This window comes from Pseudofrankia sp. DC12, assembly GCF_000966285.1.
In the GTDB taxonomy this organism is placed as follows: Bacteria; Actinomycetota; Actinomycetes; order Frankiales; family Frankiaceae; genus Pseudofrankia.
The window spans coordinates 25,532-48,635 of sequence record NZ_KQ031391.1 but is presented as its reverse complement, the minus strand read 5'-3'; the positions used below and the strand labels follow the sequence as shown (position 1 = coordinate 48,635).

The 23,104-nt window shown below is 70.2% G+C and carries 24 protein-coding genes and 1 tRNA gene; 13 read left to right on the top strand and 12 right to left on the bottom strand.

The window, feature by feature from the left end; genetic code table 11:
* Positions 1-6: 6 nt before the first annotated feature.
* Entirely contained in the window at positions 7-543 is a 537-nt protein-coding gene (locus FRADC12_RS00185) for a MarR family winged helix-turn-helix transcriptional regulator (protein WP_045875098.1), read from the top strand.
* A gap of 29 nt (positions 544-572) precedes the next feature.
* On the opposite strand, the gene FRADC12_RS00180 is transcribed toward FRADC12_RS00185, so the two are convergent.
* Positions 573-1,364: a GNAT family N-acetyltransferase gene (locus tag FRADC12_RS00180; protein WP_045875097.1), complete on the bottom strand. Its 792-nt coding sequence runs from the start codon at positions 1,362-1,364 to the stop codon at positions 573-575.
* Between the two features lie 148 nt (positions 1,365-1,512).
* Between FRADC12_RS00180 and FRADC12_RS00175 the strand changes: the two genes are divergently transcribed.
* The 3 genes from FRADC12_RS00175 (at position 1,513) to FRADC12_RS31895 (ending at position 3,332) form a co-directional block, all read left to right on the top strand.
* Positions 1,513-1,938 carry a cupin domain-containing protein gene (locus FRADC12_RS00175; protein WP_045875096.1) on the top strand — a complete coding sequence of 142 codons (426 nt, stop codon included), beginning with the start codon at positions 1,513-1,515 and terminating at the stop codon, positions 1,936-1,938.
* Positions 1,939-2,219: 281 nt separating this feature from the next.
* Positions 2,220-2,687: an NUDIX hydrolase gene (locus FRADC12_RS00170; RefSeq protein WP_045875095.1), complete on the top strand. Its 468-nt coding sequence runs from the start codon at positions 2,220-2,222 to the stop codon at positions 2,685-2,687.
* Between the two features lie 453 nt (positions 2,688-3,140).
* Positions 3,141-3,332, top strand: a complete 192-nt coding sequence (locus FRADC12_RS31895) for a hypothetical protein (RefSeq protein WP_232303498.1) — start codon at positions 3,141-3,143, stop codon at positions 3,330-3,332.
* A 585-nt stretch (positions 3,333-3,917) separates the two neighbouring features.
* Here FRADC12_RS31895 and FRADC12_RS31890 read toward each other — a convergent pair.
* On the bottom strand, positions 3,918-4,787 hold the full coding sequence (locus FRADC12_RS31890) for a hypothetical protein (RefSeq protein ID WP_502685297.1): 870 nt from the start codon (positions 4,785-4,787) through the stop codon (positions 3,918-3,920).
* A gap of 457 nt (positions 4,788-5,244) precedes the next feature.
* Positions 5,245-5,376, bottom strand: coding sequence for a hypothetical protein (locus FRADC12_RS33710; RefSeq protein WP_255355158.1), 132 nt, complete (start codon positions 5,374-5,376; stop codon positions 5,245-5,247).
* 289 nt (positions 5,377-5,665) lie between these two features.
* Between FRADC12_RS33710 and FRADC12_RS00155 the strand changes: the two genes are divergently transcribed.
* Both FRADC12_RS00155 and FRADC12_RS00150 read left to right on the top strand, forming a co-directional pair.
* On the top strand, positions 5,666-6,463 hold the full coding sequence (locus FRADC12_RS00155; protein WP_232303497.1) for a P-loop NTPase family protein: 798 nt from the start codon (positions 5,666-5,668) through the stop codon (positions 6,461-6,463).
* A gap of 212 nt (positions 6,464-6,675) precedes the next feature.
* Positions 6,676-7,398 (top strand): ribose-phosphate diphosphokinase, encoded by a 723-nt coding sequence (locus tag FRADC12_RS00150; protein ID WP_045878840.1) that lies wholly within the window; start codon positions 6,676-6,678, stop codon positions 7,396-7,398.
* Between the two features lie 9 nt (positions 7,399-7,407).
* Here the strand turns inward: FRADC12_RS00150 and FRADC12_RS00145 are convergent, their stop codons facing one another.
* Entirely contained in the window at positions 7,408-9,252 is a 1,845-nt protein-coding gene (locus tag FRADC12_RS00145) for a hypothetical protein (protein ID WP_045875092.1), read from the bottom strand.
* A 209-nt stretch (positions 9,253-9,461) separates the two neighbouring features.
* On the opposite strand from FRADC12_RS00145, the gene FRADC12_RS28900 reads away from it, so the two are divergent.
* From FRADC12_RS28900 to FRADC12_RS00125, 5 genes are all read left to right on the top strand, one after another.
* The gene (locus FRADC12_RS28900; RefSeq protein WP_198153072.1) at positions 9,462-9,716 is read left to right on the top strand and encodes a ribose-phosphate diphosphokinase; all 255 of its coding nucleotides are present in this window, start codon (positions 9,462-9,464) and stop codon (positions 9,714-9,716) included.
* A 529-nt stretch (positions 9,717-10,245) separates the two neighbouring features.
* A complete protein-coding gene (locus FRADC12_RS00140; protein WP_045875091.1) occupies positions 10,246-11,244 on the top strand; it encodes an IS30 family transposase in 999 nt (332 codons plus the stop codon).
* 770 nt (positions 11,245-12,014) lie between these two features.
* Positions 12,015-12,275: a hypothetical protein gene (locus tag FRADC12_RS00135; protein ID WP_045875090.1), complete on the top strand. Its 261-nt coding sequence runs from the start codon at positions 12,015-12,017 to the stop codon at positions 12,273-12,275.
* A 124-nt stretch (positions 12,276-12,399) separates the two neighbouring features.
* Positions 12,400-12,828 carry a hypothetical protein gene (locus FRADC12_RS00130; protein WP_045875089.1) on the top strand — a complete coding sequence of 143 codons (429 nt, stop codon included), beginning with the start codon at positions 12,400-12,402 and terminating at the stop codon, positions 12,826-12,828.
* Positions 12,829-12,916: 88 nt separating this feature from the next.
* Positions 12,917-14,452, top strand: a complete 1,536-nt coding sequence (locus FRADC12_RS00125; protein ID WP_232303495.1) for a hypothetical protein — start codon at positions 12,917-12,919, stop codon at positions 14,450-14,452.
* A gap of 412 nt (positions 14,453-14,864) precedes the next feature.
* Here FRADC12_RS00125 and FRADC12_RS00120 read toward each other — a convergent pair whose 3' ends face one another.
* Positions 14,865-15,317, bottom strand: coding sequence for a type 1 periplasmic-binding domain-containing protein (locus FRADC12_RS00120; protein WP_198152733.1), 453 nt, complete (start codon positions 15,315-15,317; stop codon positions 14,865-14,867).
* A gap of 528 nt (positions 15,318-15,845) precedes the next feature.
* Here FRADC12_RS00120 and FRADC12_RS00115 point away from each other — a divergent pair.
* Positions 15,846-15,919, top strand: a tRNA-Ile gene (locus FRADC12_RS00115).
* 146 nt (positions 15,920-16,065) lie between these two features.
* Here FRADC12_RS00115 and FRADC12_RS00110 read toward each other — a convergent pair.
* From FRADC12_RS00110 to FRADC12_RS00095, 4 genes are all read right to left on the bottom strand, one after another.
* Positions 16,066-16,533, bottom strand: coding sequence for a hypothetical protein (locus FRADC12_RS00110; protein ID WP_157488641.1), 468 nt, complete (start codon positions 16,531-16,533; stop codon positions 16,066-16,068).
* Positions 16,534-16,663: 130 nt separating this feature from the next.
* The gene (locus FRADC12_RS00105) at positions 16,664-17,959 is read right to left on the bottom strand and encodes a tyrosine-type recombinase/integrase (RefSeq protein ID WP_045875087.1); all 1,296 of its coding nucleotides are present in this window, start codon (positions 17,957-17,959) and stop codon (positions 16,664-16,666) included.
* A complete protein-coding gene (locus FRADC12_RS00100) occupies positions 17,959-18,222 on the bottom strand; it encodes a hypothetical protein (protein ID WP_045875086.1) in 264 nt (87 codons plus the stop codon). Before FRADC12_RS00100 ends, FRADC12_RS00105 begins: the two co-directional genes overlap by 1 nt.
* 256 nt (positions 18,223-18,478) lie before the next feature.
* Positions 18,479-18,775 (bottom strand): hypothetical protein, encoded by a 297-nt coding sequence (locus tag FRADC12_RS00095; protein WP_045875085.1) that lies wholly within the window; start codon positions 18,773-18,775, stop codon positions 18,479-18,481.
* A 122-nt stretch (positions 18,776-18,897) separates the two neighbouring features.
* Here FRADC12_RS00095 and FRADC12_RS00090 point away from each other — a divergent pair, with 122 nt between their 5' ends.
* Positions 18,898-19,257 carry a helix-turn-helix transcriptional regulator gene (locus FRADC12_RS00090; RefSeq protein WP_045875084.1) on the top strand — a complete coding sequence of 120 codons (360 nt, stop codon included), beginning with the start codon at positions 18,898-18,900 and terminating at the stop codon, positions 19,255-19,257.
* 74 nt (positions 19,258-19,331) lie between these two features.
* Here FRADC12_RS00090 and FRADC12_RS00085 read toward each other — a convergent pair whose 3' ends face one another.
* From FRADC12_RS00085 to FRADC12_RS00075, 3 genes are read right to left on the bottom strand one after another with little or no spacing between them, the layout of a single operon-like run.
* A complete protein-coding gene (locus FRADC12_RS00085; protein ID WP_045875083.1) occupies positions 19,332-19,523 on the bottom strand; it encodes a helix-turn-helix domain-containing protein in 192 nt (63 codons plus the stop codon).
* Positions 19,520-21,280: a replication initiator gene (locus FRADC12_RS00080; protein ID WP_045875082.1), complete on the bottom strand. Its 1,761-nt coding sequence runs from the start codon at positions 21,278-21,280 to the stop codon at positions 19,520-19,522. The genes FRADC12_RS00085 and FRADC12_RS00080 overlap by 4 nt, the downstream gene beginning before the upstream one ends.
* The gene (locus FRADC12_RS00075) at positions 21,277-22,974 is read right to left on the bottom strand and encodes an FtsK/SpoIIIE domain-containing protein (protein WP_045875081.1); all 1,698 of its coding nucleotides are present in this window, start codon (positions 22,972-22,974) and stop codon (positions 21,277-21,279) included. The genes FRADC12_RS00080 and FRADC12_RS00075 overlap by 4 nt, the downstream gene beginning before the upstream one ends.
* Positions 22,975-23,104: the final 130 nt, after the last annotated feature.

Here is a 23,104-nt window from a genome sequence, read left to right as displayed (position 1 = left end):
GCGAGAATGCCGAACGGGCGGGCCGTCGCCCGCGGTGCGCACACCCCGGGCCCGCCGCCGCGCCCCGGGGCCACCGTCAGCGAGCCTGGCTGGGTCGACGAGGTCGGCCTGACCGGGCACGCCGGCCTGCTCGCCCGCCTCGTCCGGCTCAACATGCTCGTCTCGGCTGCGCTCGACGGCCTGGTCGAACCGTATGGCGTGACCGTCGCGGACTACCTGGTGATCGGTGCGATCCGGCGCTCGCCGGGGGGCCGGGGCGCGCCGAGCCGGCTGTGCCGGGTACTCGGGCGCACCAGCGGCGGCATGACCCTGACGCTCGACCGGCTCGTCGCCGCCGGCCTGGTCCTGCGGGCCCCCGACCCGTCCGACCGGCGCCGGGTCACCGTCGAGCTGACACCGGCCGGCGACGCGCTCAGTCGTCGCGTCAACGACCGGCTGCACGCGTGGGAATCCGCGCTCGGCCTCCCGGAGCCGCTGCGCGCCGAGCTGAACGGCGCCCTCGACACCGTCCTGGAGGCGGTGGCGCCCGGCGCGGACCGGTAGTCGGCCCGCGCCGGGCGTCGGCGCCCCTGTCAGTTCACGGTCTCGGCGCTGAGGTAGGGGACGGTTCCGCCGACGACGTGCAGGCCGAGGCGGCGCAGGATCGGACGGCTGTCGTCGGAGGCGTCGACCTGCAGCAGCGGGTAGCCGAGCGCGACGGCCCGGGCGGCGCGGTGCGCGACGAGAGCCCGGTAGAGCCCGCGGCGGCGGTAGGCCGCCAGCGTGCTGCCGCCCCACAGGCCCGCGACCCGGGTGCCGGCCAGCGGCACCAGCCAGGCCGCGCTCACCATCGCGCCGCCGTCCTCGACGGCGAAGATCTCGACCGGCTCCCGCGCGCCGGCCAGCCGGTTCTCCAGGTCGTCCGCGAGCCACGACCAGTCGGCGGCCCAGACCATGCTGGCCAGCTCCGCGACGCGTTCCAGGTCGGCACGGGCCGAGACCTGGCGCAGGGTCAGCCCGGCGGGCAGGACCGGCACGCCCGCGAGGGCCGCGGACTCGCCGAGCACCAGCGCCTCATGAGCCTCGGCCACCGCGCCGCGGGCCGTCAGCATCGGGCGTGGGTCCGCGCGGTCGTGGTCGAACGTCTTCCACTCGAAGCCGAGGCCACGCGCGTCGTAGTAGGCGAAGGTCCGGTCGACCAGCGACTCCAGCGCGTCACCGTCGAGGCCCCCCGCGTCCTCGGTGAGCATGGCGAAGCCGCCGTTGATGGTCAGGCACCGGGTCAGCGGCCCGTCCCGCTCGCCGAGCCAACCGGCCGGCAGCCGGCTCGGGAAGGACCCCCGGACCTGCGCGTCGTACACGGCCAGCAGCTTCTCGGCACTCACGCGGACGAGCGTCGTACAGCCGGGCGTGCCGCCCGAAATGGTTTGCCTTCGCCGGAGCGGATCGCTGCGGCGGCCGGGTTTCCGCAAGGCGCGGCCCTGTTCGTGCAACGCCGGGCGGCGGCCGGCGGCGCGGCGCGATGATGACGTCGTGAGCATCGAAGAGAACGGCCCAGTGAAGCTCGCGGAGGCACTCGAGACATTCGAGGACCTGCGGAGCCCGCGGATCGTGACCCGGGTGAACGACTACGACGTGCGTATCGCGAAGGTTGTTGGCAAGCATGTCTGGCACGTCCACGACGACACCGACGAGTTCTTCCTGGTCATTGATGGAGAACTCCGGATCGCCCTGCGCGGGCCGGGTGCCGGTGCGACCGAGGCCGGCGAGGGGGAACGGGCCGTGGTTCTGCCGAAGGGCGCCGTCTTCGTTGTCCCCCGTGGCGTCGAACACCGCCCGTCGTCTCGCGACGGAGCCTCGGTCCTCCTCTTCGAGCCAACCGGGACCTCGACCGTCGGCGACCGCCACGAGTCGATTCCCGACCACGTCGATGTCACCACCGGCCACCCGCTGGCCTGACGCGATCGGGCCCCGGTGGGTCGGTCCGGAACGGCCGGACGGATATCCGACACGTTGAAGCCCGGTACGGCTCGGGCCCGGTCCGCGCCGGGCTGCTCCGGGACCTCCGCGCGGCCGAGGCGACGCCCGCACCGCCCGAGGTGCAGCCACCGGACTGACTGAGGGCGGCGGGTGCCCTTAGGCCGGCGGTGCGGCGCAGCCCGGCCGTGGCGGGTGCGGCCCGGGACCGGCCACGCCGAATCCACGGCCGCCGCCGCGCACACCGGTGGACAATGCACCGTGTGCGACGCATCGATTACTACCACGTGCCCGCGGCGCCCGCGCCGAACTCGCTGGTGGTCGGCGGCTGCGCGGTCGTGCCGGACCAGGACGGGCGGATCCTGCTGCAGCGGCGGGCCGACAACGGCGAATGGGCGCTGCCCGGCGGCGGGATGGACCTCGGCGAGACGTTCGCCGGCTGCGTCGTCCGGGAGGTCCGCGAGGAGACCGGGTTCGACGTCGTCGTCGACCGGATCGTCGGGATCTACTCCGACCCGGGGCACGTCTTCGCCTACGAGAATGGCGAGGTCCGCCAGCAGTTCTCGATCTGTTGTGCGTGCACCCTCGTCGGCGGCGGACTGGCGGTGAGCGACGAGTCGACCGCCGTCGCCTTCTTCACGCTCGACGAGATCGCGGACCTCGGTATGCACCCCTCGCACCGCATCCGGATCGGCGACTACCTGGCGGACGCGGCACCGTTTCTCCGTTAGGTCACCGGCGGACGGCGCGCGCGGGGCGGAGGACCCATCCCTGGCGATCAAGATGACGCTGGCCGCCAGGCGGGAGACCCCGCCCCGGCCAGGGTTCGACGGGCCCGACGGCGCCGCGCCGGCACCGCGTGACGATCCGGAATCACCAAGGTCTGGACAAATGGCCCGTTGGCGGCAAAGCTGGCCATTGCTCGCGAGTCCCTTGGGGTGACTGAGCGGAGGCAACCGTGTTTCTGACGCCCAGGACATCCTCGCCATCCGCGCGCCGGAGAGTTCGGCTGCGCCCGCCGCGGCGGGCCTAGCCTATAGGTGCCAACGAGGACCCTTCCGTCCTACGCCGCGCTTGACCCAGGGTGGCCTGCAAAGTCTTTCTGCGCAGGTCGTGGGTCTGGTCGGGTTTGAGGAGGGCTGGGTGGGGAACGACGTGCCCGTTTTGAGATGATCTCGGGTTTGGTGACGTTCCCGGTGCCGGCGCCGGAACAGACGACGGCGCGCGGGGCCCCTGAGCCCGCGGCGGACCAGCCGGTCTTCGTCGGCTGCGAGAGCGCGCTGGACTTCCTGCGCGAGGCGGCGAAGGCGTCGTGCTGGTCGTGCTGGTCGTGCTGGTGGACGGCGAGCCGGGCGTCGGCAAGACGAGCCTGCTGAGGCGGTTCCGCGCGACCGCCGACGTGCCGGTCGGCTGGGGGTCGAGTCCCGGCCACGAGACCGCACCCGCCCTGTGGCCCTGGGAACGGGTCCTGCGCGACCTCGCCGCCACGGCCCCGCAGGACACCCTGCCCGACGAGGTGGGCAGGGTGTCCTGCGGGGCGGGCTGGAGGCGATCCCGGCGTCCGACGCGCAGGGGGCGCGGCTGCGGTTCTTCGAGGCGGTCGGCGCGTTCCTGGCTGCCGCCGGCCCGTTGATCGTCGTGCTGGAGGACATCCACGCGGCGGACGACGCGACGCTGCGGCTACTGGTCCACGTGGCGTCCATCGCCCGGCCGGGCCTGCTGCTGGTGGCGACCTTGAGGCGGCACGAGGCGTCGGCGCTCATCGGCACGCTGTCGGCGCTGTCGCGGCCCGGCGCGCGCAGGCTCGGGCTCGACGGGCTCGCCACCGAGGAGGTCCGGGTGCTCGTCCGGGAGCTGTCCGGCCGCGACCCGGGCGGCGACAAGGCCGAGCAGCTGCGCTCGCGCACCGTCGGGAACCCGTTCTTCCTCACAGAGCTAGGGCGCTGTGACTCGCTGGATGGTCACACTGCCGTGCAGCGGGCGTTGGCGTCGCCGAATCCGGGCCTGGCGAGATCGATGTCGATCGCGCCGGTGATGAGAGAGCGGCCGATGATGCACTGCTGGTGCGTGACTGTGTCCAGGATGTAGAGCTGCTGCCCGCCGGCGTACATCGCGCCGCTGTCCCAGCGGTCGGTGCCCGTGCTGGTGACGACCGCGAACGAGGCGATCCGGTAGCCGGTGGACGAGTGCGCCTCACCGCCGAAGATCGTGATCCGGGCGCGGCCCGGCGCGACGGCCCGGCCGGCGTCCGTCAGCCGCCCGCCAAAGTGCGTGGTGCCCGGATCGGCGAGTGTGGCCAGGGTGATGCGGCCCACGGCCGGCGAGTACGCCCAGCCGTTGGCGTAGTGGTCGAACCGGCTGACGTCGAACCGGGGGTGGACGTACACGGAGTCGAGGTCCTGCTGTGGGTAGAACTCGACCGACAGGGCGGTGGCGCGTGCTCCCCAGTTGGTGGTCAGCATTCCGCCACGCACCAGATCGGGCTGTGTGTTGCCCATGAAGTAGCCGTGCGGGAACAACAGCCCGCCGCCGACGGGGAACCGGGTGTAGGTGGCGTAGCTGCTCGGGGTCTGGCAGGCGTTCACGAACGTGTCGCCGGTGCCGGTGGACGGATTGAATTTCTGACATGGCAGATACTGGTTCGAGCCCGACCCGAACACCAGGTCGACGCCGACGGCGCCGCTTATCGGCACCGGGTTTCCGTGCTGGTCGGTGTATCCCTCGAAGGGAATCGCCACACCATTCCCGCGGGTTGGATCGAGGGCGTACTGGGTCGTGTCGGCGGCCAGCGCCGTGCTGGGCAGCAGGACGAGAAGGGCGACCGAGGCCATCAGCAGTGGCACCGTTTTTCGCAGCACTGAGACCACCAGCGAAATCCTCCCTGTTCGCACGTTCGATGTCGTCGGCGAGTACATGCGAACGACTGGGGCGCATGGCCATACTTCCGCTGCTGGACACCGAATCGTCGGCCTGACGCCATCTACACCGATGGAGTGGTCACGTCCGCCTCGCCCGCCAGGTAGATCGATATCGAATTCAGCCGTCGCCACCTGCGCAGCATAGCCACCGAGGCGTAGGTGCTATCGCAGACACAGCTCGGCCGCCGGTGCTCACGATCAGGAGACGTGAGGCCCGGTGCCGGCTGATCAGATTCAGGACCGGCGCCAGATCGCGAAGTGCTGGAAATACGCGACGTTTGGTTTATCAGCCAACTGGCAACGGTGGCGCCGAGAATGCCGGGTACGTCCGGTGACGACGCCTCGGGTCGGCGGGCGTGGCCACTTTCGCTCAGAACACGACGCTGCCCGGTCTGTTCGCGCCACCCAGCCAGGCCGCCAACGGCAGCTCGACCCGGTACCGGACGAAGGTCTCGCCGACGGGCCGGCGGCCGTCCGGGCCCGGCTCGGCGACCGGGTTCACGCTCGGGTGCCGGTAGTTGGCCTCGACGGTCCGCTCGGTGCGGTGGACCGCGGTTCGACCGCCGGCACGTCGGCGCTGCCGAAGGTGTCGGTGTGCAGGACCAAGAAATGGCCGATGTCGCAGAAGGAACATCAAGGTGGGTGCTGGGTCCGTCAGAGGCTCGCCGTCGTCGTCGCTCCCAGTGTGCGGTCTGTCATGACTGATCCCGCGGGCCAATGACCACAACGGGGTCCCACCACAGGTTGCGTAGAGTCGCGATCAGTGGTACGCGTCCGGAAGGCGGTGGGTGGTGGCCCGCTCGTTCAACACGACGGGGCCGTGTGTGCTGAGCGATCACTACATGATCCCGGCCTCGGCGCGGCTACCCGAAGTCCCTGATCTCGTTGGGCACAGGAAGTATTTCGTCCTGCACGCTCCCCGCCAGACGGGCAGGACGACGGCGCTGCGTGCGCTGGCGGCCGAGTTGACCGCGAGTGGCCGCTATGCGGCGGTGGTGCTGTCGATGGAGGCCGGCCAGCCTTGGCCGGACGATATCGGCGCGGCCACTCGAGCGATCCTGACAGGCGCCGGTCGAACGGCACGAACCAACCTGCCGGTCGATCTGCGGCCACCGCCCTGGCCGGACAGCTGGGACGAAGGCCCGCTCTCGGACGCGTTCGCCGTCTGGGCGGAGACCTGCCCGCGCCCGCTCGTGCTCTTCCTCGATGAGATCGACTCTTTGGGCGGACGCACGTTGCTCAGCGTGCTTCGTCAACTGCGCGGCGGTTTCGCCGACCGCCCGACCGGCTTTCCGGCGTCTGTGGCGCTCTGCGGCCTGCGCGACGTCCGTGACTACAAAATCGCCTCCAGCGGCGACCCGACCACTCTGACGTCCCCGAGTCCGTTCAACATCGCGGTGGCGTCGCTGCGGCTGAGTGACTTCAACCTCGACGAGGTTCGCGAGCTCTACGGCCAGCACGCGACGGAGACCGGTCAGCGGCTCACTTCAGAGGCCGTGCAGCACGCCAATGCGTTGACGATGGGCCAGCCAGGGCTGGTCAACGCGGTGGACGCGTCGGGCACCTACCGCGGCTTCGGCGACGGCTGAGACCCGGCAGGCTGGCCGCGACTGTGGCGCCGAGCCCCATCCTGCCTCGCCCGCCGCGGCGTCTCCATGTCGCCGATTCAGCCCTCCGGCGGTCGTAGCTGAGCCTGTTTCGTGACCACCAGGGACACCGCCACCGATCACGCGACGGGCTAACCTCGGCGGTCGTGGCACCAGCGTGTGCATGGACTCGAGTCGATCAAGCGAGGAGTGTCGTGCGAGAGATCGCCGTGTTCAGCGGTAGTGCTCACCCCGAGCTGGCGGCGGAGGTGTGCGCTCACCTGGGGGTCCCTCTGAGTCCGGTCCGGGTGAACCGGTTCGCGAACGATTGTCTCGAGGTGCAACTGCAGGCGAACTGCCGTGAACGGGATGTCTTCCTGGTCCAGCCGTTGGTCACTCCCGTGCAGGAGCACCTCGTCGAGCTGTTGCTGATGTGTGACGCCGCTCGCGGGGCGTCCGCCAGCCGTATCACCGTGGTGATGCCGCACTACGCCTATGCCCGCTCCGACAAGAAGGACGCGCCGAGAATCTCTATCGGCGGGCGCCTGGTGGCGGACCTGCTGGTCACCTCTGGAGCGAGCCGTGTTCTGGCGCTGACGCTGCACTCGCCGCAGGTGCACGGGTTTTTCTCTGTTCCGGTGGACCATCTCCATGCGCTGAGGGAACTCGCGCAGCACTTCCGCCGCTACGACCTGACCAACATGACGGTCGTGTCCCCGGATCTGGGCAACGCAAAGGAGGCGGCAGCCTTCGCCCGGCTGTTGGGCGCGAAGGTGGCCGCCGGGGCCAAGCAGCGCTTCGCCGATGACCGGGTGAGCATCAGCTCGGTCATCGGCGACATCGCCGACCGGGATGTCATCGTGTTGGACGACGAAATCGCCAAGGGCAGCACGGTCCTTGAGCTCCTGGAGCGCCCAATGCCAGTGAAACTCTCTTGATCGCGTGGGTCAGGCTGCCATGGCTGGCTGAGTGTGGTCACGTTCGGTGACATCGGGAAGCGTGAGTGTTGGGGCCGCCGTGGTGAGGGTGTCGGTGATCGGTCCGCAGATCCGGGTCTCGTAGACGACCTTGCGGGTGGTGAGGCCGGGTCCGGCGTGGGGGAACTCCGAGACGCTCTTCGCCCGGCGTTCGCGGGTGCGGTTGCGGTCGGGGGTGTTGCGCCGCCGGCTGAGTGCGCTGTGGATGGCGGCGAGCCGGTGTGCGACGACCTCGTCGGGCAGGCCGGGGGTCGCCGCGCCGAGGTGGCGGGTGAGCGCGAGCACCGTGGCCTTGGTGGACAGTTCCCGGGCCAGGACCGGCTGCCCGGCGCGGGCGCCGCGCTGGGCGGGGGTGGCCTGCGCGGCGGCGCTGCGCTGCACCGCGCGCAGGAGAGCCGCCCCGAGCAGGAGAGCGGGGATCTCCTGGTCGACCTCGAACGGGTCGGTGGCGCGCAGCATCGGCCCGGCTCCGGGTCCGGAGTCGTTCAGGGTGGCCTTGGTCTCGCGGATCGGGGTCTCGGTCGCGCCCCATCGGGCCCGGTAGCCGGCGGTGAGAGCGAGCGCGGGCAGCGCGGCGGGGTCGGTGATGTTCGTGGCCACGGCGAACGTCTCACCGGTGTGGACGCCGTCGGCGAACACGTCCCACTCGACGTCGCGCCAGCCGTGCAGCACGTCGTCGGTGCCGAGGTCGACGAGCGCCGAGCCGTCGGGCAGCCACGTGTCGACGTCGACGGTGATCCCGGCGCGCAGCCGCACCGCGAGGTTCATCCCGGCGCCGGTCAGCCGCCTCAGCCGCTCGGCGCCGGGGAAGTTACGGTCCCCGACGTGCAGGAGCCCAGGGTGACAGATCGCCGGGGTGGCGGTCGCGACCTGCTCGAGCAGCGTCTGCTCACCGGCGTCCTTCGCGCCCGAGGACGGGCCGTGGGCGTAGCCGAGCGGGGTCTTCGTCCCAGCGTCGACGTCGATCAGAAGGCGGACGTGCGGGAACGGCGCCGGGTCGGTGCCCGCCCCGAAGCGCTCCCGGTTCGCCGCCGTGTCGGGCAGCCGCAGGAGGGTCCCGTCGAAGCCGGCGACCCGGAACGCTCCCGCGGCCAGCGCCTGTGGGTCGTGCGGGTCGAGGAGCTCCGCGCGCAGCACCACCAGGACCGCCTCGCACACCGCGGCGACCACCACCCCCGGCACGCCGCGCCGCGCCCGGGAGAACGCCGGCCCGCCGGGCGTGGCGGAGCAGCGGGTGAACGGGACGTCCGCGACCGGCGCGAACAACGCCGCCAGCACGTCGTCCCACCCGGTGCCCGCCATCCACGACCCCAGGACCAGCGCCCGCACGACGACCCCCCGGGTCAACGCCAACGCCGTCTCCTGCCCGCGCACGGCGTCATCAGGTGCGGCGTCGTCGCTGCCGGGCGGTGTCGTCGCCTGGAACTGGGTGAACGCCTCGGCGATCAGCCGGTCGAGCGCGCCGGGGCCGAGCCGCCGGTCGAGCTCGGCCTCCGCCGCTCCCAGCGACACGTGGTCCGCCGCCCGGCCCGACAGGGCCAGATCCCCGTTGTCGTAGGCCCTGAGCGTCCCGGCCAGCACCGGCCGGTAGACGATCACCTGGTCGCCGTGGCGGGCCGGGAGCGCGCCCTCAGCCAGCGTGAGCAGGCCGCGGCGGTCGCGGGCCGGCGCCCGGCCGCCGCCGCGGCGCCCGGCCGTGCGAACCGGCCCCGCGGCCAGGTCCTCGGCACGCACCGCCAGCAGCCCGGCACCGACCCGGCCGAAGGCCACCCCGGGCAGCGCGACCGACGGGACGACAGGATAGAAACAGGACACGGCGGACTCCGGGTCAGGGAACTGGCTTCGACACCCTTCACCTCACCCGGAGATCCGCTCAAACCCCGCAATCCGGGCACTCCCAGCACCCAAATCCTCCGCTCCGGCGACCTCCCACCCCACCCCCGACCGTCACCCAACGTCACCGTTAGCTCAGGCGCGGCCGGGTACCTCACACCTCGCGATCAAGCGCCTTACAACGGCATTGCCTGGAGCGCCTGCGCGAGTTGGGAGCGCGTTCGATCCGTGTTGCCTGCACGCACGGACTGTTTTCGGCGGGAGCCCTCAACCGGTTGTCAGACCAGCCTGATGTGCTGGAGATCGTGTGCACCAACACCGTGCCGATTCCGATGGAGCACCGCACCGACAAGCTGCGGGTCCTCTCGATTGCCCCGGCGTTGGCCGAAGCAGTCCGGCGCATCCACAACGGCGAATCAGTGAGCGCGCTGTTCGACGCGCCGTGATCGCGATAGACGGTCAGTTGTCCTCCGTGATGTGGCTGAAGTGGTGCGGCTGAAGTGGTGCCTCCCGCTGGTTTCTCGGGATGCAGACTCAACGCTGGGAACCTTGAGCCGGCGTTGGACGGGTGTCGCCGCGCCGCGGGCGCGTCGCCGCGCGGCCCGCGGCGGTGGCCAGCCGGCGAAGCCCATTCGCGTAGCGCCTTGCGGTAGGCGACGCCGAGGGCGTCGAACGCGCGGTGCGTCTCGGTGGCGGCGAACACCCTGGCCGGGCGCTGCGATTCGACGATCTTCTGGTCGGCGCCCGGATCCGGCCCTCGACGGCTCGCAGGCCGACGCCCTCGACGGGCCATCGCCGTGGACCGCCGGGTCGAACGCGCTCATCCAGTAGAGGCGCAGGGCGGTCGCCGAGGTCGGGGCGCTCACCGAGAACATCACCGAGCCGGGGCCGTTCGCGCCACCCAGGGCGGCATCAAACGGTCGTAGCGACGCCCCGATAGGATGATCGCGATGGTGTCGAGGGGCTGGATGGTGGATGGGCGTACGGGAGCGGTTGACGGTGGAGGACCGCGAGGTCATCTCGCGGGAGTTGAGTCAGGAGCGTTCGGCTCGGTATATCGCCGCTGTGCTCGGTCGTCATCATTCGGGGATCTCCCGGGAGATCGAGCGTAACGGCGGTGCCGCGGCGTATCGGGCGGTGGATGCGCAGGCACGGTGTGATCTGATGTGCGCCCGCCCGAAGGAACGGAAACTCGTCGCGTCGAAGGAGCTGCACGACGCGGTGAACACCGGCCTGGTCGAGAAGTGGTCGCCGAAGCAGATCAGCGAGAGACTGCGCACGGACTTTCCCGACGACGAGAGCATGCGCGTGAGCCACGAAACAATCTACGAGTGCCTCTACCTCCAGGCGCGCGGCGAGCTGCGGACGGAACTGAAGATCGCGCTGCGTAAGGGCCGGGCCAGGCGGGTCAACCGGTCGCGCAGCACCCTGACCAGGGGCGGGATCGTCGGCATGGTCAACATCAGCGAGCGGCCGAAGGAGGCCGAGGACCGCGCCGTCCCCGGTTTCTGGGAGGGCGACCTGATCATCGGGAAGGGCAACAAGTCGCAGATCGCCACGCTGGTCGAGCGCACGACCCGGTTCGTGATGTTGGTGCGAATACCGTACGACCGTAACGCCGACAAGGTCGCCTACCTGCTGGGCAAGAAGATGGAGACCCTGCCCGAGTTCATGCGGAACTCGGTGACCTGGGACCAGGGAAAGGAGATGGCCCGGCACGCCGATTTCACCGTCCGCACCGGTATTCCCGTGTATTTCTGCGACCCGCACTCACCGTGGCAGCGCGGCTCGAACGAGAACACCAACGGGTTGCTGCGCCAGTACTTCCCGAAGGGCACCGACCTGTCCTTGCACACGCAGGAAGAACTTGATATGGTGGCCACGCAGCTGAATGGGCGGCCACGGCAGACGCTCAAATGGGCGACGCCGCTCGAGGTCTTTACCGAGCTGCTGGAAAGTCATGTGTCGCCATGACCGCTTGATTCCGCCCAGTGACTCGGCCGGCGGTCCGCTTGCGTGTCCCGTGACGCGCTGCAGCGTGTTTCGCACCTTGTCGACCATGCTCATCGCGGACTCGTTCATTGGATGACAATTCGCGTGAGACCCCGCAGCGACCTGCTTATCAACCCCAGATCGCCGCCACAGTTGTTCGATAATTCGCCGATGATATTGACGCCCTGTCCGCCGGCGCCGACCCAAAACCAAAGGCTCACGGAGCCGGAGGTCGGTTCGGCCGTCGGCGCGGACGACCGGCGGGTGAAGGCCGGCCTGAAGCGGTTCAAGGCATTCATCGAGGAGCGTGGCACCGAGTCCGGGGCGTGGAGCGGCCAGGTCGACCGGCCCTGACCCGCGTCCGGCTCCGGTCGGCGGCGTCGGCCGCCCGAGTCGGGCGGCCGGCCTGACCGGCCGGAGCCGGCAGCCTCGGGCGCGCAGGCCGGCGGCCCTGGCCGCAGCGGCGCAGGGTCGCCGGCCGCCCCAGGGAGAGCCGCGAGATGCCGAACGGTGTCCCCTCCGGGGCGGGCAACATCGCTTTGCGGTCCGTCGTGGCCGGGCCTAGGGTCCTGATGTACCGGCCGGATGCCGCGGGCCAGGAAGTCCGTCCTGATACCGGGGCGACTTCTGCGGTGGCGCCCGCATCACCAGCCGAGGCATATGCGTCACAAATCGTCGCGAGCCACCAGCCGTGCCCTCATGACAGTCAACGCGGGCGCGGTTCGGGGACCGAACGTGGGGATGGTGGGGTAATGGATCTGACGGAGACAGTCCGGCCCGGGATGGACGTGGCCGAGCTGGCGGCAGAATATGTCGAGCTCTTGCCTGACCGGATCACGCTGATGGTGTTCCAGAACGGTCAGTCCGTGGGTACCGGTAACAACTCACCGGTCAACTCACCGGCCAGCAACAACGTCGTCACCGGCAACAGCTCGATGGTGCAGGCGATCGGCAACGCCGGTGCGTACATCAATTCCGTCGCCCTTGGTGACACCTTCCTCAACCAGTGGTGACCGGCGGGCAGGAGTAAATTCCCGGCTCGGCGACACGCCCGCGCAGATGTTTCACTCTCCTTCCCTGGTCCGCTAGCCTCACTCATTGAGGACTGTCGCGGAGGCACTTTACGGGGAGACGGAAATGAGTGACGCCGGCATGAACCACTGGGGCAATCGCGGAGAGCTGACCGACGAGTGGGCGGAGCTGCTTCCCGACCGGACGACGCTCGCCGCGGTCGGGACCAGCCGGTATGGGTTCTCCCCCACCAACGCCGCGGTCAACTCGCCCACTTCAAGCAACTTCCCAATCGGATCGCCCGCTTCGAACAATGCGGTGGTAAACACCGTCTCGCAGCCGCAGGTCAGCGGCGGCTACATGCCGGTCGTGATTACCTTCATGCCGACGATCAACATCATAGTCCAGCAGTCGAGCCCGGACAGCTTTGCCGCCGGGCACCACGCCGGCGACTCGCCTGCCGCCAGCGCTCCTGGCAGCGATCTCCACCCGGAGAGCGCACAGCCAGGCGGCGGTCAATGGCTGGATCTCATTCGGCGGCTGTTCGGTATGTGATTCCCGGTTCGACGAACAGGCCAGTCGACGAGCAGGCACTGTCGGGCGCCTCGCCGCGCGGATCACCATGGCGCTGAGAGGACGTTCGATGAACGAGCCCGCGCTCCCGCACGCGTCAGCAGGCGCGGGCAGCGCCGAGCCGGGTCGGGCCGCGCTGCCCGCCCGGCCGGTCCGGGCCGACGGCCTGGCGTTGCTCGGCGAGTTCGCCGGGTCGGGCCTCGCGCGGCCCGTCTTCCTGGCGCGTCGGGCCGACGGCCAGGCCGTGGCGCTCACCGAGCTGCTCGCGCGGATCCTCGAGGCGGCGGACGGCAGCCGCGACCTCGCCGCGATCGCCGGGCACGCCGGGACGCGCTGCGGTCGCCAGGTGAGCGGCGACGACGTCGCGTACCTGCTGGCGCACCGGCTCATGCCGCTCGGTCTGATCGCCGCCCCGACCGGGGTCACCCCCGCGCCGCGGGCGAACTCGCTGCTGCTGCTCGCCGGCAGGCGGACCCTGCTGCCCGCGCCGGTCGTCCACCGGATCAGCGGGGCGCTCGCGGTGCTCTTCCGGCCGGCGGCCATGGCAGTCCTGCTGGCCGGGCTGGTGTCCGCCGATGTCTGGCTGTTCGGTCGGCACAGCGCCCGGGACAGCGCGGCCGCGGTGCTGGCCACCCCGTGGATGATCCTGGCGCTGGTCGGGCTGACCCTCGTCTGCGCGTTGTTCCACGAGTGCGGCCACGCGGCGGCCTGCCGCTACGGCGGTGCGCGGCCGGGTGTGATCGGCGTCGGCATGTACCTCGTCTGGCCGGCCTTCTTCACCGACGTCACCGACTCCTACCGGCTGCCTCGCCGGGGGCGGCTGCGCACCGACCTGGGGGGTGTCTACTTCAACGGGATCTTCGCGCTGCTCGTCATCGGCGCGTTCGCCATCACCCGGGCCGAGGTGCTCGTGACAGCCGCGGTCCTCGTTCACCTGGACGCGGTGCGGCAGCTCGCACCGTTCGTCCGGCTGGACGGTTACTACGTCGTCAGCGATCTCGTCGGGGTGCCGGACCTGTTCGACCGAATGGGTCCGGCCATGCGCTCGGCGGCCCGGGCGGCGGCGCGCGCGATCCCGTTCCGGCGGCGAGCTCGGCCAGGCACGAGATCGGCCCCGAATCCGCCGCTGGCCGGCCTGACCAGACGGGCCCAGGTCATGGTGACCGCCTGGGCGCTGTTCGCCGGACCGGTGATCGTGGTCAACCTCGTCATGGTGGTGGTCTACGCGCCCTTCGTGCTGCCCCGGACGGCCTCGGCGGTGCGCGGCGAGTTCAGCCAGGTGTGCCGGGCACTGTCCAGCGGAGAGGTGGTCGCCGCACTCGCCGGGGCCGTCAGCATGGTCCTGGTCGCGTTGCCGGCCGCCGGAATGATCGTCATGCTGCTCCGGATCTCCCGCCGAGTGCCGCGGGTCGCGGTGGCTCTCCTGACGGCGCGCCGACGCCCCGGCGGCGGTCGACGGACTTCAGATCGGCTCGACGAGAACGTCGGCGCGGTCGAGTGTGGCGGTGTAGGCGGCGATGTCATCGGGGCCGCTGGTAAGGATCTGAGCGGGTCCGGGAAGCGCGGCCGCGATGTGGCGGCCCAGGCCGGGGTCGCCGCCGACTGATGACCAGTCCGGCCTCGGCGCGGTCGTCGCAGCCAAAAGCCGGATGCAGCCGGCAGGCGGCGGCCGCCACGGTCCCGGCCATGGAGGTTCGTCACGAGCGGCGCGGCGATCACGCTCAGTAGCGTGTGACAACTCAAGGTAGTCGGATTCGGTCGGCACGGATAGGCCGACAGCGACGTGAACCGCCTGTGGTTACTGGGTTTCCTGATCAACTCTAAGCACTTCCTCAGGCGCGATCAGACTGGAAGTGTAGTTTGATCAATCCGGGCTGTTATCTTGCCGCGGCCCTGCTTCCAGGGCCTGCGTCTTCCCACCTACCAGCCGTGGATGACCGGGACACTGGTCTACGCGGAACAGTTTCTGGCGCCACGACGCGGTCGGGCTCCGCGACCCCGGCGCGTAGTCAGCCCGGCTATGAGCCTGAAAGCACCTGGCCACACCAGAACCCAGCGTGGTTGAGCGCCGCAGGTGGGGGAACCATGCTGAAACCGCGTCCGGTCGGGTCGACCCTGACGAAGTTCTTGCAGACCTGCGGTTTCTTGGGCTTGGACAGGTCTACCGGGGCCATCAGGCCACTGCTGGTGAAGTCCGTTACCTGGCGTAGGTTCCGGATGAACGTGGCACGGGTCGGGCACGGGCTCGCCAACCGGAGGCCCTGGATCATCTCGTCCGCCGCCACGTAGGGCGCGGTCGCGATCTCGTCGCTCGGATCCAGCAGCTTTGGCGCATAGCTGCTCATCGCGTTGTCGTAGGTGGTCATCGCGGCGGATTTCGGCGCGACGAAGGTTGAGGCGCTCGACAGCCCGGCAGTTTTTGAGCCGAACGTGTCGAGGAGCGAGGTGCTGAAGCCACCGGCGTTCAGCACAACCTTGATCGGGACTCCAAGGGCCAGCCAGCGCCTAGAAGGCTTGGTCGGCGAAAGCCGTGAAGATCGAGTCAAATTGACGTAGCGTGACGAACATCCGCTCCACGGCGCGCGACGCAAGCGCACCTGACCAGCAGTTTCGGCGATAAGCTTTGGTCATCATCACTAGGCGTAGCGGATGGCGGCGATCGGCCGGCAGATCGCAGGTCCCTGCGTGAGCCTGCCCTCGGTCCGGAACCAGCGCGCATGCCTCGTCGGGCTGGGGCGGAGCCCCGTTAGGAGTAGATGTCGACGAAGTCAGCGCCCTGGGCGGTACCGATCAGGGCGCCGGCACGCCCTCGAGGCCGTACGAACCGGCTCCACGGAGCGTGAGCAACCGCGTGTGGCCAGTCTGAGGCCAAAAGGCCGACACAGCGCGACACAGGGCGTTCATTGGCACCACCAACGGTCCGCGTCGCGAGACGGATGTGCCTACAGCGCAGGCGCCTACGTCCCCAGTCGACCGCAGCCGGTAGACTGCGTCAGCCCGGGGCGGTAGCTCAGCCGGTCAGAGCAGGGGACTCATAATCCTCCGGTCGTGGGTTCGAGCCCCACCCGCCCCACAGTCACGCTATGTAGTTTTTGCAGGTCGCCGCCCCCGAGTGGATCAGGGACGGCGACCTTTGATCGTTTCTGGCAGCCACGCTGGCAGCCACCCGCGCGGATGCGGCCGCCCGGATGCCGTGTGATCGTGGTCAGCTCCATGCGGTCATCCGACGTCCGATCCCCATCCGTCCAGCGGCGAGCCTGTGCGAGCGACGGCTGCGATGAGCTCAGGAGAGCCGGTGCTATCGGCCCAGTCCCGCAGCGTCCGGACAGCTTGGACGAATGCGTTCTCAAGGTCGAGCAACGGGACCCGGACGTCCACCCCGACGACGGGGTTGTCCTCGTCGTGGTCGTCGAGTCCCACGACCCGGACGATCGGCGCGGAGCCAGCCTCCGCGGTATCAGGCAGCAGCTTGACGAAGTAGGAGCCATCGAAGAAGTAGAAGTCCCATTCCTCTTCCTCGCCCGTGCGGATGCGGTCGATGGCGGTGCCCATCGAACCGATGACCGAGAGCGGTTCGTCTGTCCAGCCCTGACAGGGGAAGGCCGTGTTCCCCGCCTGGAGCCAGACTCTGCCGCCGACGAAGAGCGGCGAGATCCGGTCGAGCGTGAGGGAGTCACGGTCGACCATCATGCGAAGCGTCACCGATCGACCATTTCACGTCCTAACCCGATCAGGCATCCGTGCCTGCCGGGGCGGCCGACGTCACGGTCAGGGACTGCTGGCACCGCGCAGTCCAGCCCCAACGAGCAGCCCGGATTCAGGACCTCTGCTCGTCCTGGTCGTCGTCGCCGACCGGTTCGTCGTTCTTGTCACGCTCGCCCGTGTCGTCTCCCCAGAGAGCCGAGCCGATGCGGTCGGCCGCGTCGCGTTGCAGTTCGGGGACGACGTGGCTGTAGGTGTCGAGGGTCAGGCTGATCTGGGAGTGGCCGAGGATCTCCATGGCGACGCGGGCCGGGGTTCCCTGGGCCAGGAGCAGCGTGGCCGCGGTGTGCCGGGCGTCGTGCAGCCGGGCGTGCGGAACGCCGGCCAGTTCGAGCAGGCGTTTCCAGGTGGCCCAGTCGCGGGCCGGATCGATGGGACGGCCGTTTGGTTGAGTGAAGACGAGGTTTCCTTCGTTCTTCCACAGGTCGCCGGCCTGCTCCGCGGCTTTCTGCTGTCGGTCGCGCTGGGCGCGCAGCGCGCGGATAAGGGGCTTCGGTAGCGTGATCGTGCGTCGGCCCGCGCGACTCTTGGGCGCGACGAGGACCAAGCCCCCGCCGACGCGGGCCGGGCAGCTTCCCGCACGCTTCTTCCCGCACGGCGTCTCGCCGCATCCGTGCCGCCAGGGTCGGCGCTGGAGGGCTTGCCGGACCGCGAGGGTTCCGCGGACGAGGTCGACCGCGTCCCAGGCCAAGCCGAGCGCTTCGCCCTGACGCAGTCCCAGCGAAAGCGCGACCGACCACCGGGCCGGGTTGAAGTCGTCGGCCGCGACCTTGAGGATTTGACGGGCCTGCCCTGCCGTCAGCGCCTGGATTTCGTCGCGTTCCACCGACGGCGCATCGACGAGCGCGCAGACGTTCCGGGCGACCTTTCCGCGCTGCACCGCGACCTTGAGCGCCCGACTGAGAATGCGGAAGCACTGCCGAACGGTCGCCGGAGCGAGGCCCTCGGCGAGCAGCTCGTCTCGCCAGGCTTCGACGTTCTCCGGCTGGAGCGCTTCGAGCTTGTAGCCGCCCAGCGCCGGAATGATCCGATGATTGACCTTGCTGCGGTACCCGTCGAGCGTGGAGGGCCGGACGCGCGCCGGGGCGATGTGCCCAACCCAGAACGTGAGCCACTGGTCGACCGTCAACGGCTTCTTGCCGGACGTCACCACGACGACCACGCCGTCCTCTTGCTGCCGCCGTACCTTCCGGAGCTTCTCGGCGACCTCGGCGCGGGTCTGGCCGGAAAGGTACTTCCGTTGCCGCTTGCCGTTCTTCCAGCCGAGGTCGACAACGGCGCGCCAGCGGCCGGTGGCGTCCTTGTAGATCGCGCCCTCGCCAGCGCCACGGCGGCCCTTGCGCGCGGGCATCAGATGGCCTCCGTCCGGTCGATGGGGGTTTCGCGGGCTGCTTGGGCGAGGGCGAGTGCGTAGCGGGCAGCGGCGACGGTGGCTGTGTCGACGCGTGCTGTGGCCACTTCTTGGGCGACGTAGCGCAGGGCGCCGCAGGCGTAGACGTAGCGCTGATCGGCCGAGTAGCTGGCCATTTCGGCGTGTGCTCTGGCCAGCTCGGCCGGGGTGGAGCGGTAGTACGCCGAGTCGCTGGCCGGAGGGTTGGCGCTGTTTTCGGGCATGACGGATCAGGGCTCCTTGCCGGAAGAGAGCGGAACAGAATGGCGCCGGGTGCGGCTGTCGCTGCCGGGCGCAGGTTCGGGGTTCCGTTTCTCTGGCGTGGGAGGGTCCGTCGGGGAGCCGGCCGCGTCCAGGGCGCTATCGCGTCGCTTGCGCGATCGACCTTCGGTCGACCCTGGACACGTCCGACTCCCCGACGGCTTGGAACGCCACCAGAGGAACGGAAGAAAAATGGGGGTGGAGCAGGCAGAGATACCGCTACGGGCGGGCGATGCTCGCCGCTGCCGGTTCCGCGGGCGGGGTCGCGCCGGCCCGGACGAGTGCGGGGTCTTCGGGCACGTTGCGGAAGACCAGGACCGCGTCGACGTCGCCGAAGTGCTCGGTAAAGAAGGCGTCGGCCGGAAGGTCCGCGAGGATCGCGGCCAGGTCGCCGATGTCGGCGCCGGGGCGGATCGTCAGCTCATGGCCGGTGGCCGTCGCGTGCACCGCGACGAGCGGCGAGTTGCCGCCGGGGGTGCGCCACGCGCCGAAGCCGCCAGACGAGAAGATGTCCATAGGTCTCGCTCCTGTGTCGTCAGGACTGGGATCTAGGTCTCGGCGGGTGTTACAGCACCCGCCGGGGCCGCTAACGCCTACAGTAGCCATTAGCTACTGGCTCGTCAAGCTATGATCCGACCATGCCGACGATCAAACTCATGGGCGCCGCGGAGATCGCGCAGCTCCTAGACGTGAGCCCGTCGCGGGTCCATCAGATCCTTCGCGACGACTCCGCGTTTCCCGAGCCCGTGGCGGTGCTGAGCATGGGGAAGGTGTGGAGCGCCGAGGACGTCGAGCGATGGAACGCCGCCCGCAAGGCGCCGAGGCCAGCTAAGGATCAAGCTGAGCGATGGACCCTTGACGACCTGCACCAGGCGCTTGCTCGGTACGAGCAACTTCTGCTGACCGGCGGGAAATCGTCGACCGCGGTTCAGACCTCCATCGACCGTCCGCGCAGGTTTCTGCGATGGCTTGCCGGCGACTACGACCCGTTGGCCTGAGCAGCACTTGATTAACCGGCGCCGCCCCTGTCCCGGGGCAGGAGGCCCGCGCGTCTGCTGTAGCGCTTCGGGTCTCATGCGGCCGAGCCGTTCTGCTGGCCGCGTAGGCGTTCGATGTAGGCGGCCAGTGCATCGCAGGGGATGCGCCGCGCCCGTCCGATGCACAGCGATTCCAGCTCGCCGGCGGCCATGAGTTCGTAGACGGTGGAGCGGCCGAGGCCGAGTTGGTCGGCCGCCTCTGCCGGGGTCAGAAGGAGCTTGGTCACGGTCCCTCCTCGGTACGAGCGTGCAGCGGATCGGAGGATCGAGCCTCGTCGGGCGGGCCGCCTGGTGGCGGTCCGGTGGCCGCGGGATCGGCGAGTTGGGTCCGCCAGCGTTGCCGCTCGGCGACGGCGTGCAGGATCAGGTGCTCGCGCCGCGGCGCGTCCGGGTCGCCGGGACGGACCAGCTCCCAGGCGACACGCCGCGCGTCGGCCCGGGTCTCGTCGGCCGCTCGCGCCGCTGGGCTGTTCGGGTCGGCGTGCTTGCCGAGTGCTTGCAACTGTTCGCGGACGAAGTCGACGCGGTCGGCTCTGTGGTCGCCGAGGGTCTTGCCGGACCATTTGCGGGAGACCAGGACGCGCCGGCCGCCGAACCCGAGCGTCTCCCGCCTGTGCGCCTTGCCTTTGCACCGGCCGGGTACGAGGCCGGGCCGGGCGTTCTTCGGGGCGATGCCGTGCAGCAGCCAGTTGGCGCAGCTCGGCGAGCACGGCTCGTGCCGCAGCGTCGCGGCCAGGCGGTCGACGTGGGCGCGTTGCCGGTCGGTCGTAATGGCGTGACAGCCATCGAGTGACTTGGTGAGGTACTTGGTCAGGTAGCCGATCAGCCGGCCGGCGGTGTCGCTGTTCGAGGTGACGCCGTCCGCGCGGATCTGCGGCCCGAACCGCACGACGTGCGCCGGTTCGTCATCCGGTCCGATCGCGTCGAGCGCCTCTTCCCACGAGACCAGCTCGGCGCCGGTCGTCGGGTCGACGTAGCCGCCGGTCTGCTCGTCCCAGGCGGGTAGCCCTGGACCTGCGGCCGGGTAGATGGGTCGATCGGTGGGTGGCCACCAGACCTGGTGATAGGTCGCGGCCGCGACCTGCCGAAGTAGTACGCGCGGGACCGTTCCGCGGAACGCGGCATGCAGATGCGGAGCGAGCCGCCGCTGCGGTTCCAGGGCCGCGAAGTACTGCACCTCCCAGCCGACCGCGCGCCGCAGGTTCTGCCAGAACCGGTCGACGAGCTTCGGGAAGTGGATCGCATCCCGCGCAGCCCGCCCGTAGTCGTAGGTGTCCGGGTCCATCGGCGTGCCGTCCGCGAACACGCGGCCGTAGGTGTCACAGGTCAGCGTGAGGAACATCGACGGCCGCCAGGCCGTGCCATCCGGCGCGGTGAAGGTCCGCCCGATCGTCCGCTTGTCGACAGGCAGCCGAGGCAGATCCGGAGCGTCCTGACGCCGCCGAGTCGAACGCGTCCGCCGAGGTCGTTCCCGATCGTCCGGCGCAGCCTTCCCACGGACGCCGAGGTCGGCCAGGTGCTCGTCGACTTGTCCGATCATCTCGTCGGCATCAGCGACCCCGGCCGTGTCGCCGGTCTTTTCGGCTTCGGTGCGGATCGCTTCGAGGTCAGCGCGTAGCCGGCCGAGTTGTTTGGCCTCGTCGTCGGGCGGGTCCGGCGGGGGCAAGGGTTCGTCGTCGAGATGCCAGCCGGTCTTGCATTGCGCCATCCGCAGCCGACGAGCCCGTTCCGCGCAGGGCGGGCATTTCGAGGCCAGCGTCGCGCCGCACGGTGCGGGAACGATGGCGGTTTCGCCGGTGTCGAGGTCGACGCGGCGCAACGCGACCGGCCGCACGCACACGCCCTCCTCGACCGCGACCGCCTCCACAACCTGACGCGCCAAGGGCATCCGCATCCGGGCCGCCCGAGATCCGGGCCGCGGTTCCTCGCCCGCTCCCGTGGCGGCGGGTCCGGGGTCGGCGTCGTCCTGGTCCGGGCCGGTCACTTCTCGGCCCAGGGATCGCCGTACTCGGTGAGATCCGGCACCCAGCCGTCGACCGGTCGATCGGTGTCCGGCACCCAGCCCCCCGCCGGCCCGCCCAGACGGAGACGCGGTACGTCTCCCTTGCGCCAGGGCCAGGCGAGCCGCCGACGCCGAGCCGGCCCGTCGAGGCCGAGGAGATGCCCCATGCCACGGGCACGCAGGATGTCAGCGATCTCCGGTGCGATCGTCGGTCCGGGCAGTTCCAGCCGTGGTGGGACCGGGCGCAGCACCGCCAGCGCGCCGGCCGCCGGAGCGCTGTGGCGGTCGATGGTCCGACGGATTTCCGCGTCGTCGGGCCAGGACGCGCGGACCCGGACAGGGTCGCCGCCGCCGTCCTCGGCCACGTAGCCGGTGCCTTGCAGGTTCGGTGGGATGTCCTGGCAGCGGGCGCCCTTGTCGTGGGATCCGGCCCCAAGCACGAGGTCGACTTGCTCGGCTTCCACCAGGCGCAGCGCGACCCGGACCGGGAACAGGTCCCGGAACGGCAACGTCTCCTTACGCGGGTCCTGGACCGCAGCCACAACGACAACGCCCGGCGCGCGGCCCTGGGACAGCAGGAGGCCCAGTGACGCCGAGAGGCGCCGCTTGAGATCGCGATCTGTCACGTAGGCAGTCAGGGCGGCGATCTCGTCGACCAGGACCACGATGAGCGGATCGCCCACCGTCGGCGTGTGAAGCCGGGCCACACCGCGTAGCCCGTCGGCACGGGTCTGCATGCGGGCTACGGCGTCGTCGAGGAGATCGGCGATGGCAGGCAGGTCGTAGGCGAACCGGGCGAACAGCGGTGCTCCCGCGGCCATCTCCATTCCGCCTTTGGGATCGCACACCCATAGCTCGGCGAGACCTGTGGCGACGGCGGGGCCGAGTGCGCGGATCAGCGACCACAGCACCGAGCCCTTCCCCGACCCTGTCGCCCCGGCGACCAGGACGTGAGATCCGCGAAGGGGCAGCAGCCACGGGCCGCCGTCCTCACGCCGTCCAATCGGAAGATGGTCGAGACCGTCGGGTCCGTCGGGTCCGTCGACATCGGCCGGGGTCACGGGCCGGTCGAGGGGGTCGCGGCGGTAGAAGTCGAGCCAGATGAATCCGACCTGGTCGCTGCGGACCCGGCATGCCCGTGCCCGGTAGACGTGCCGTAGCGCTTCGGCCTGCTCTGCCCACAGCTCCGGTGTCTGACCCGGGAGCAGTTCGACGCGCAGCGACTCGACCGCGGGCGAGGCGCGGAAGCCACGGATACGGGGGAAGTACTCGTGGAAGCTGACCGTCTCGGCGTTGGACGCGGGGATCTGGATCGCCAGGCCGCAATGCAACGTCGCCGGCCGCCACTTCCGCCGATACACCGCCACCAGGCGCAGCCGGCCCCAGCTCCACCAGGCCGCCCGGTCAAACGACGCCCGATGCGCCAGCCGCCAGGCCCCCGACACGAGCACGACGAAGCCGGCCAGCGCGCCGAGGCCGAGCACGCCGGTCTGGCGGTAGAACGCCGTCAGGATCACGAGCACGCCGACCGCGACCGGATGGCGCAACACGACAAGCAGGCAGCGGCCGGCGAGGCGGCCGAGCATGCCGACGACGACCCACCACAGCGGGATGCGGATCTTGTCGTGACGTGCGGGCAGGGACGGGAAACGGCGGTCCCCGTTGATTCTGCGCATGACAAATACCACCCGTTTCACGGCAGGGCAAAGCCAGGGGCAAGAAAGGAAGAGAAGAAATGGGGGGCAGGTCCCGGGGCAGCCGACGCCTTATGTCAGGCCGGCGGCCCCGGGACGCCCGTAAGAAACG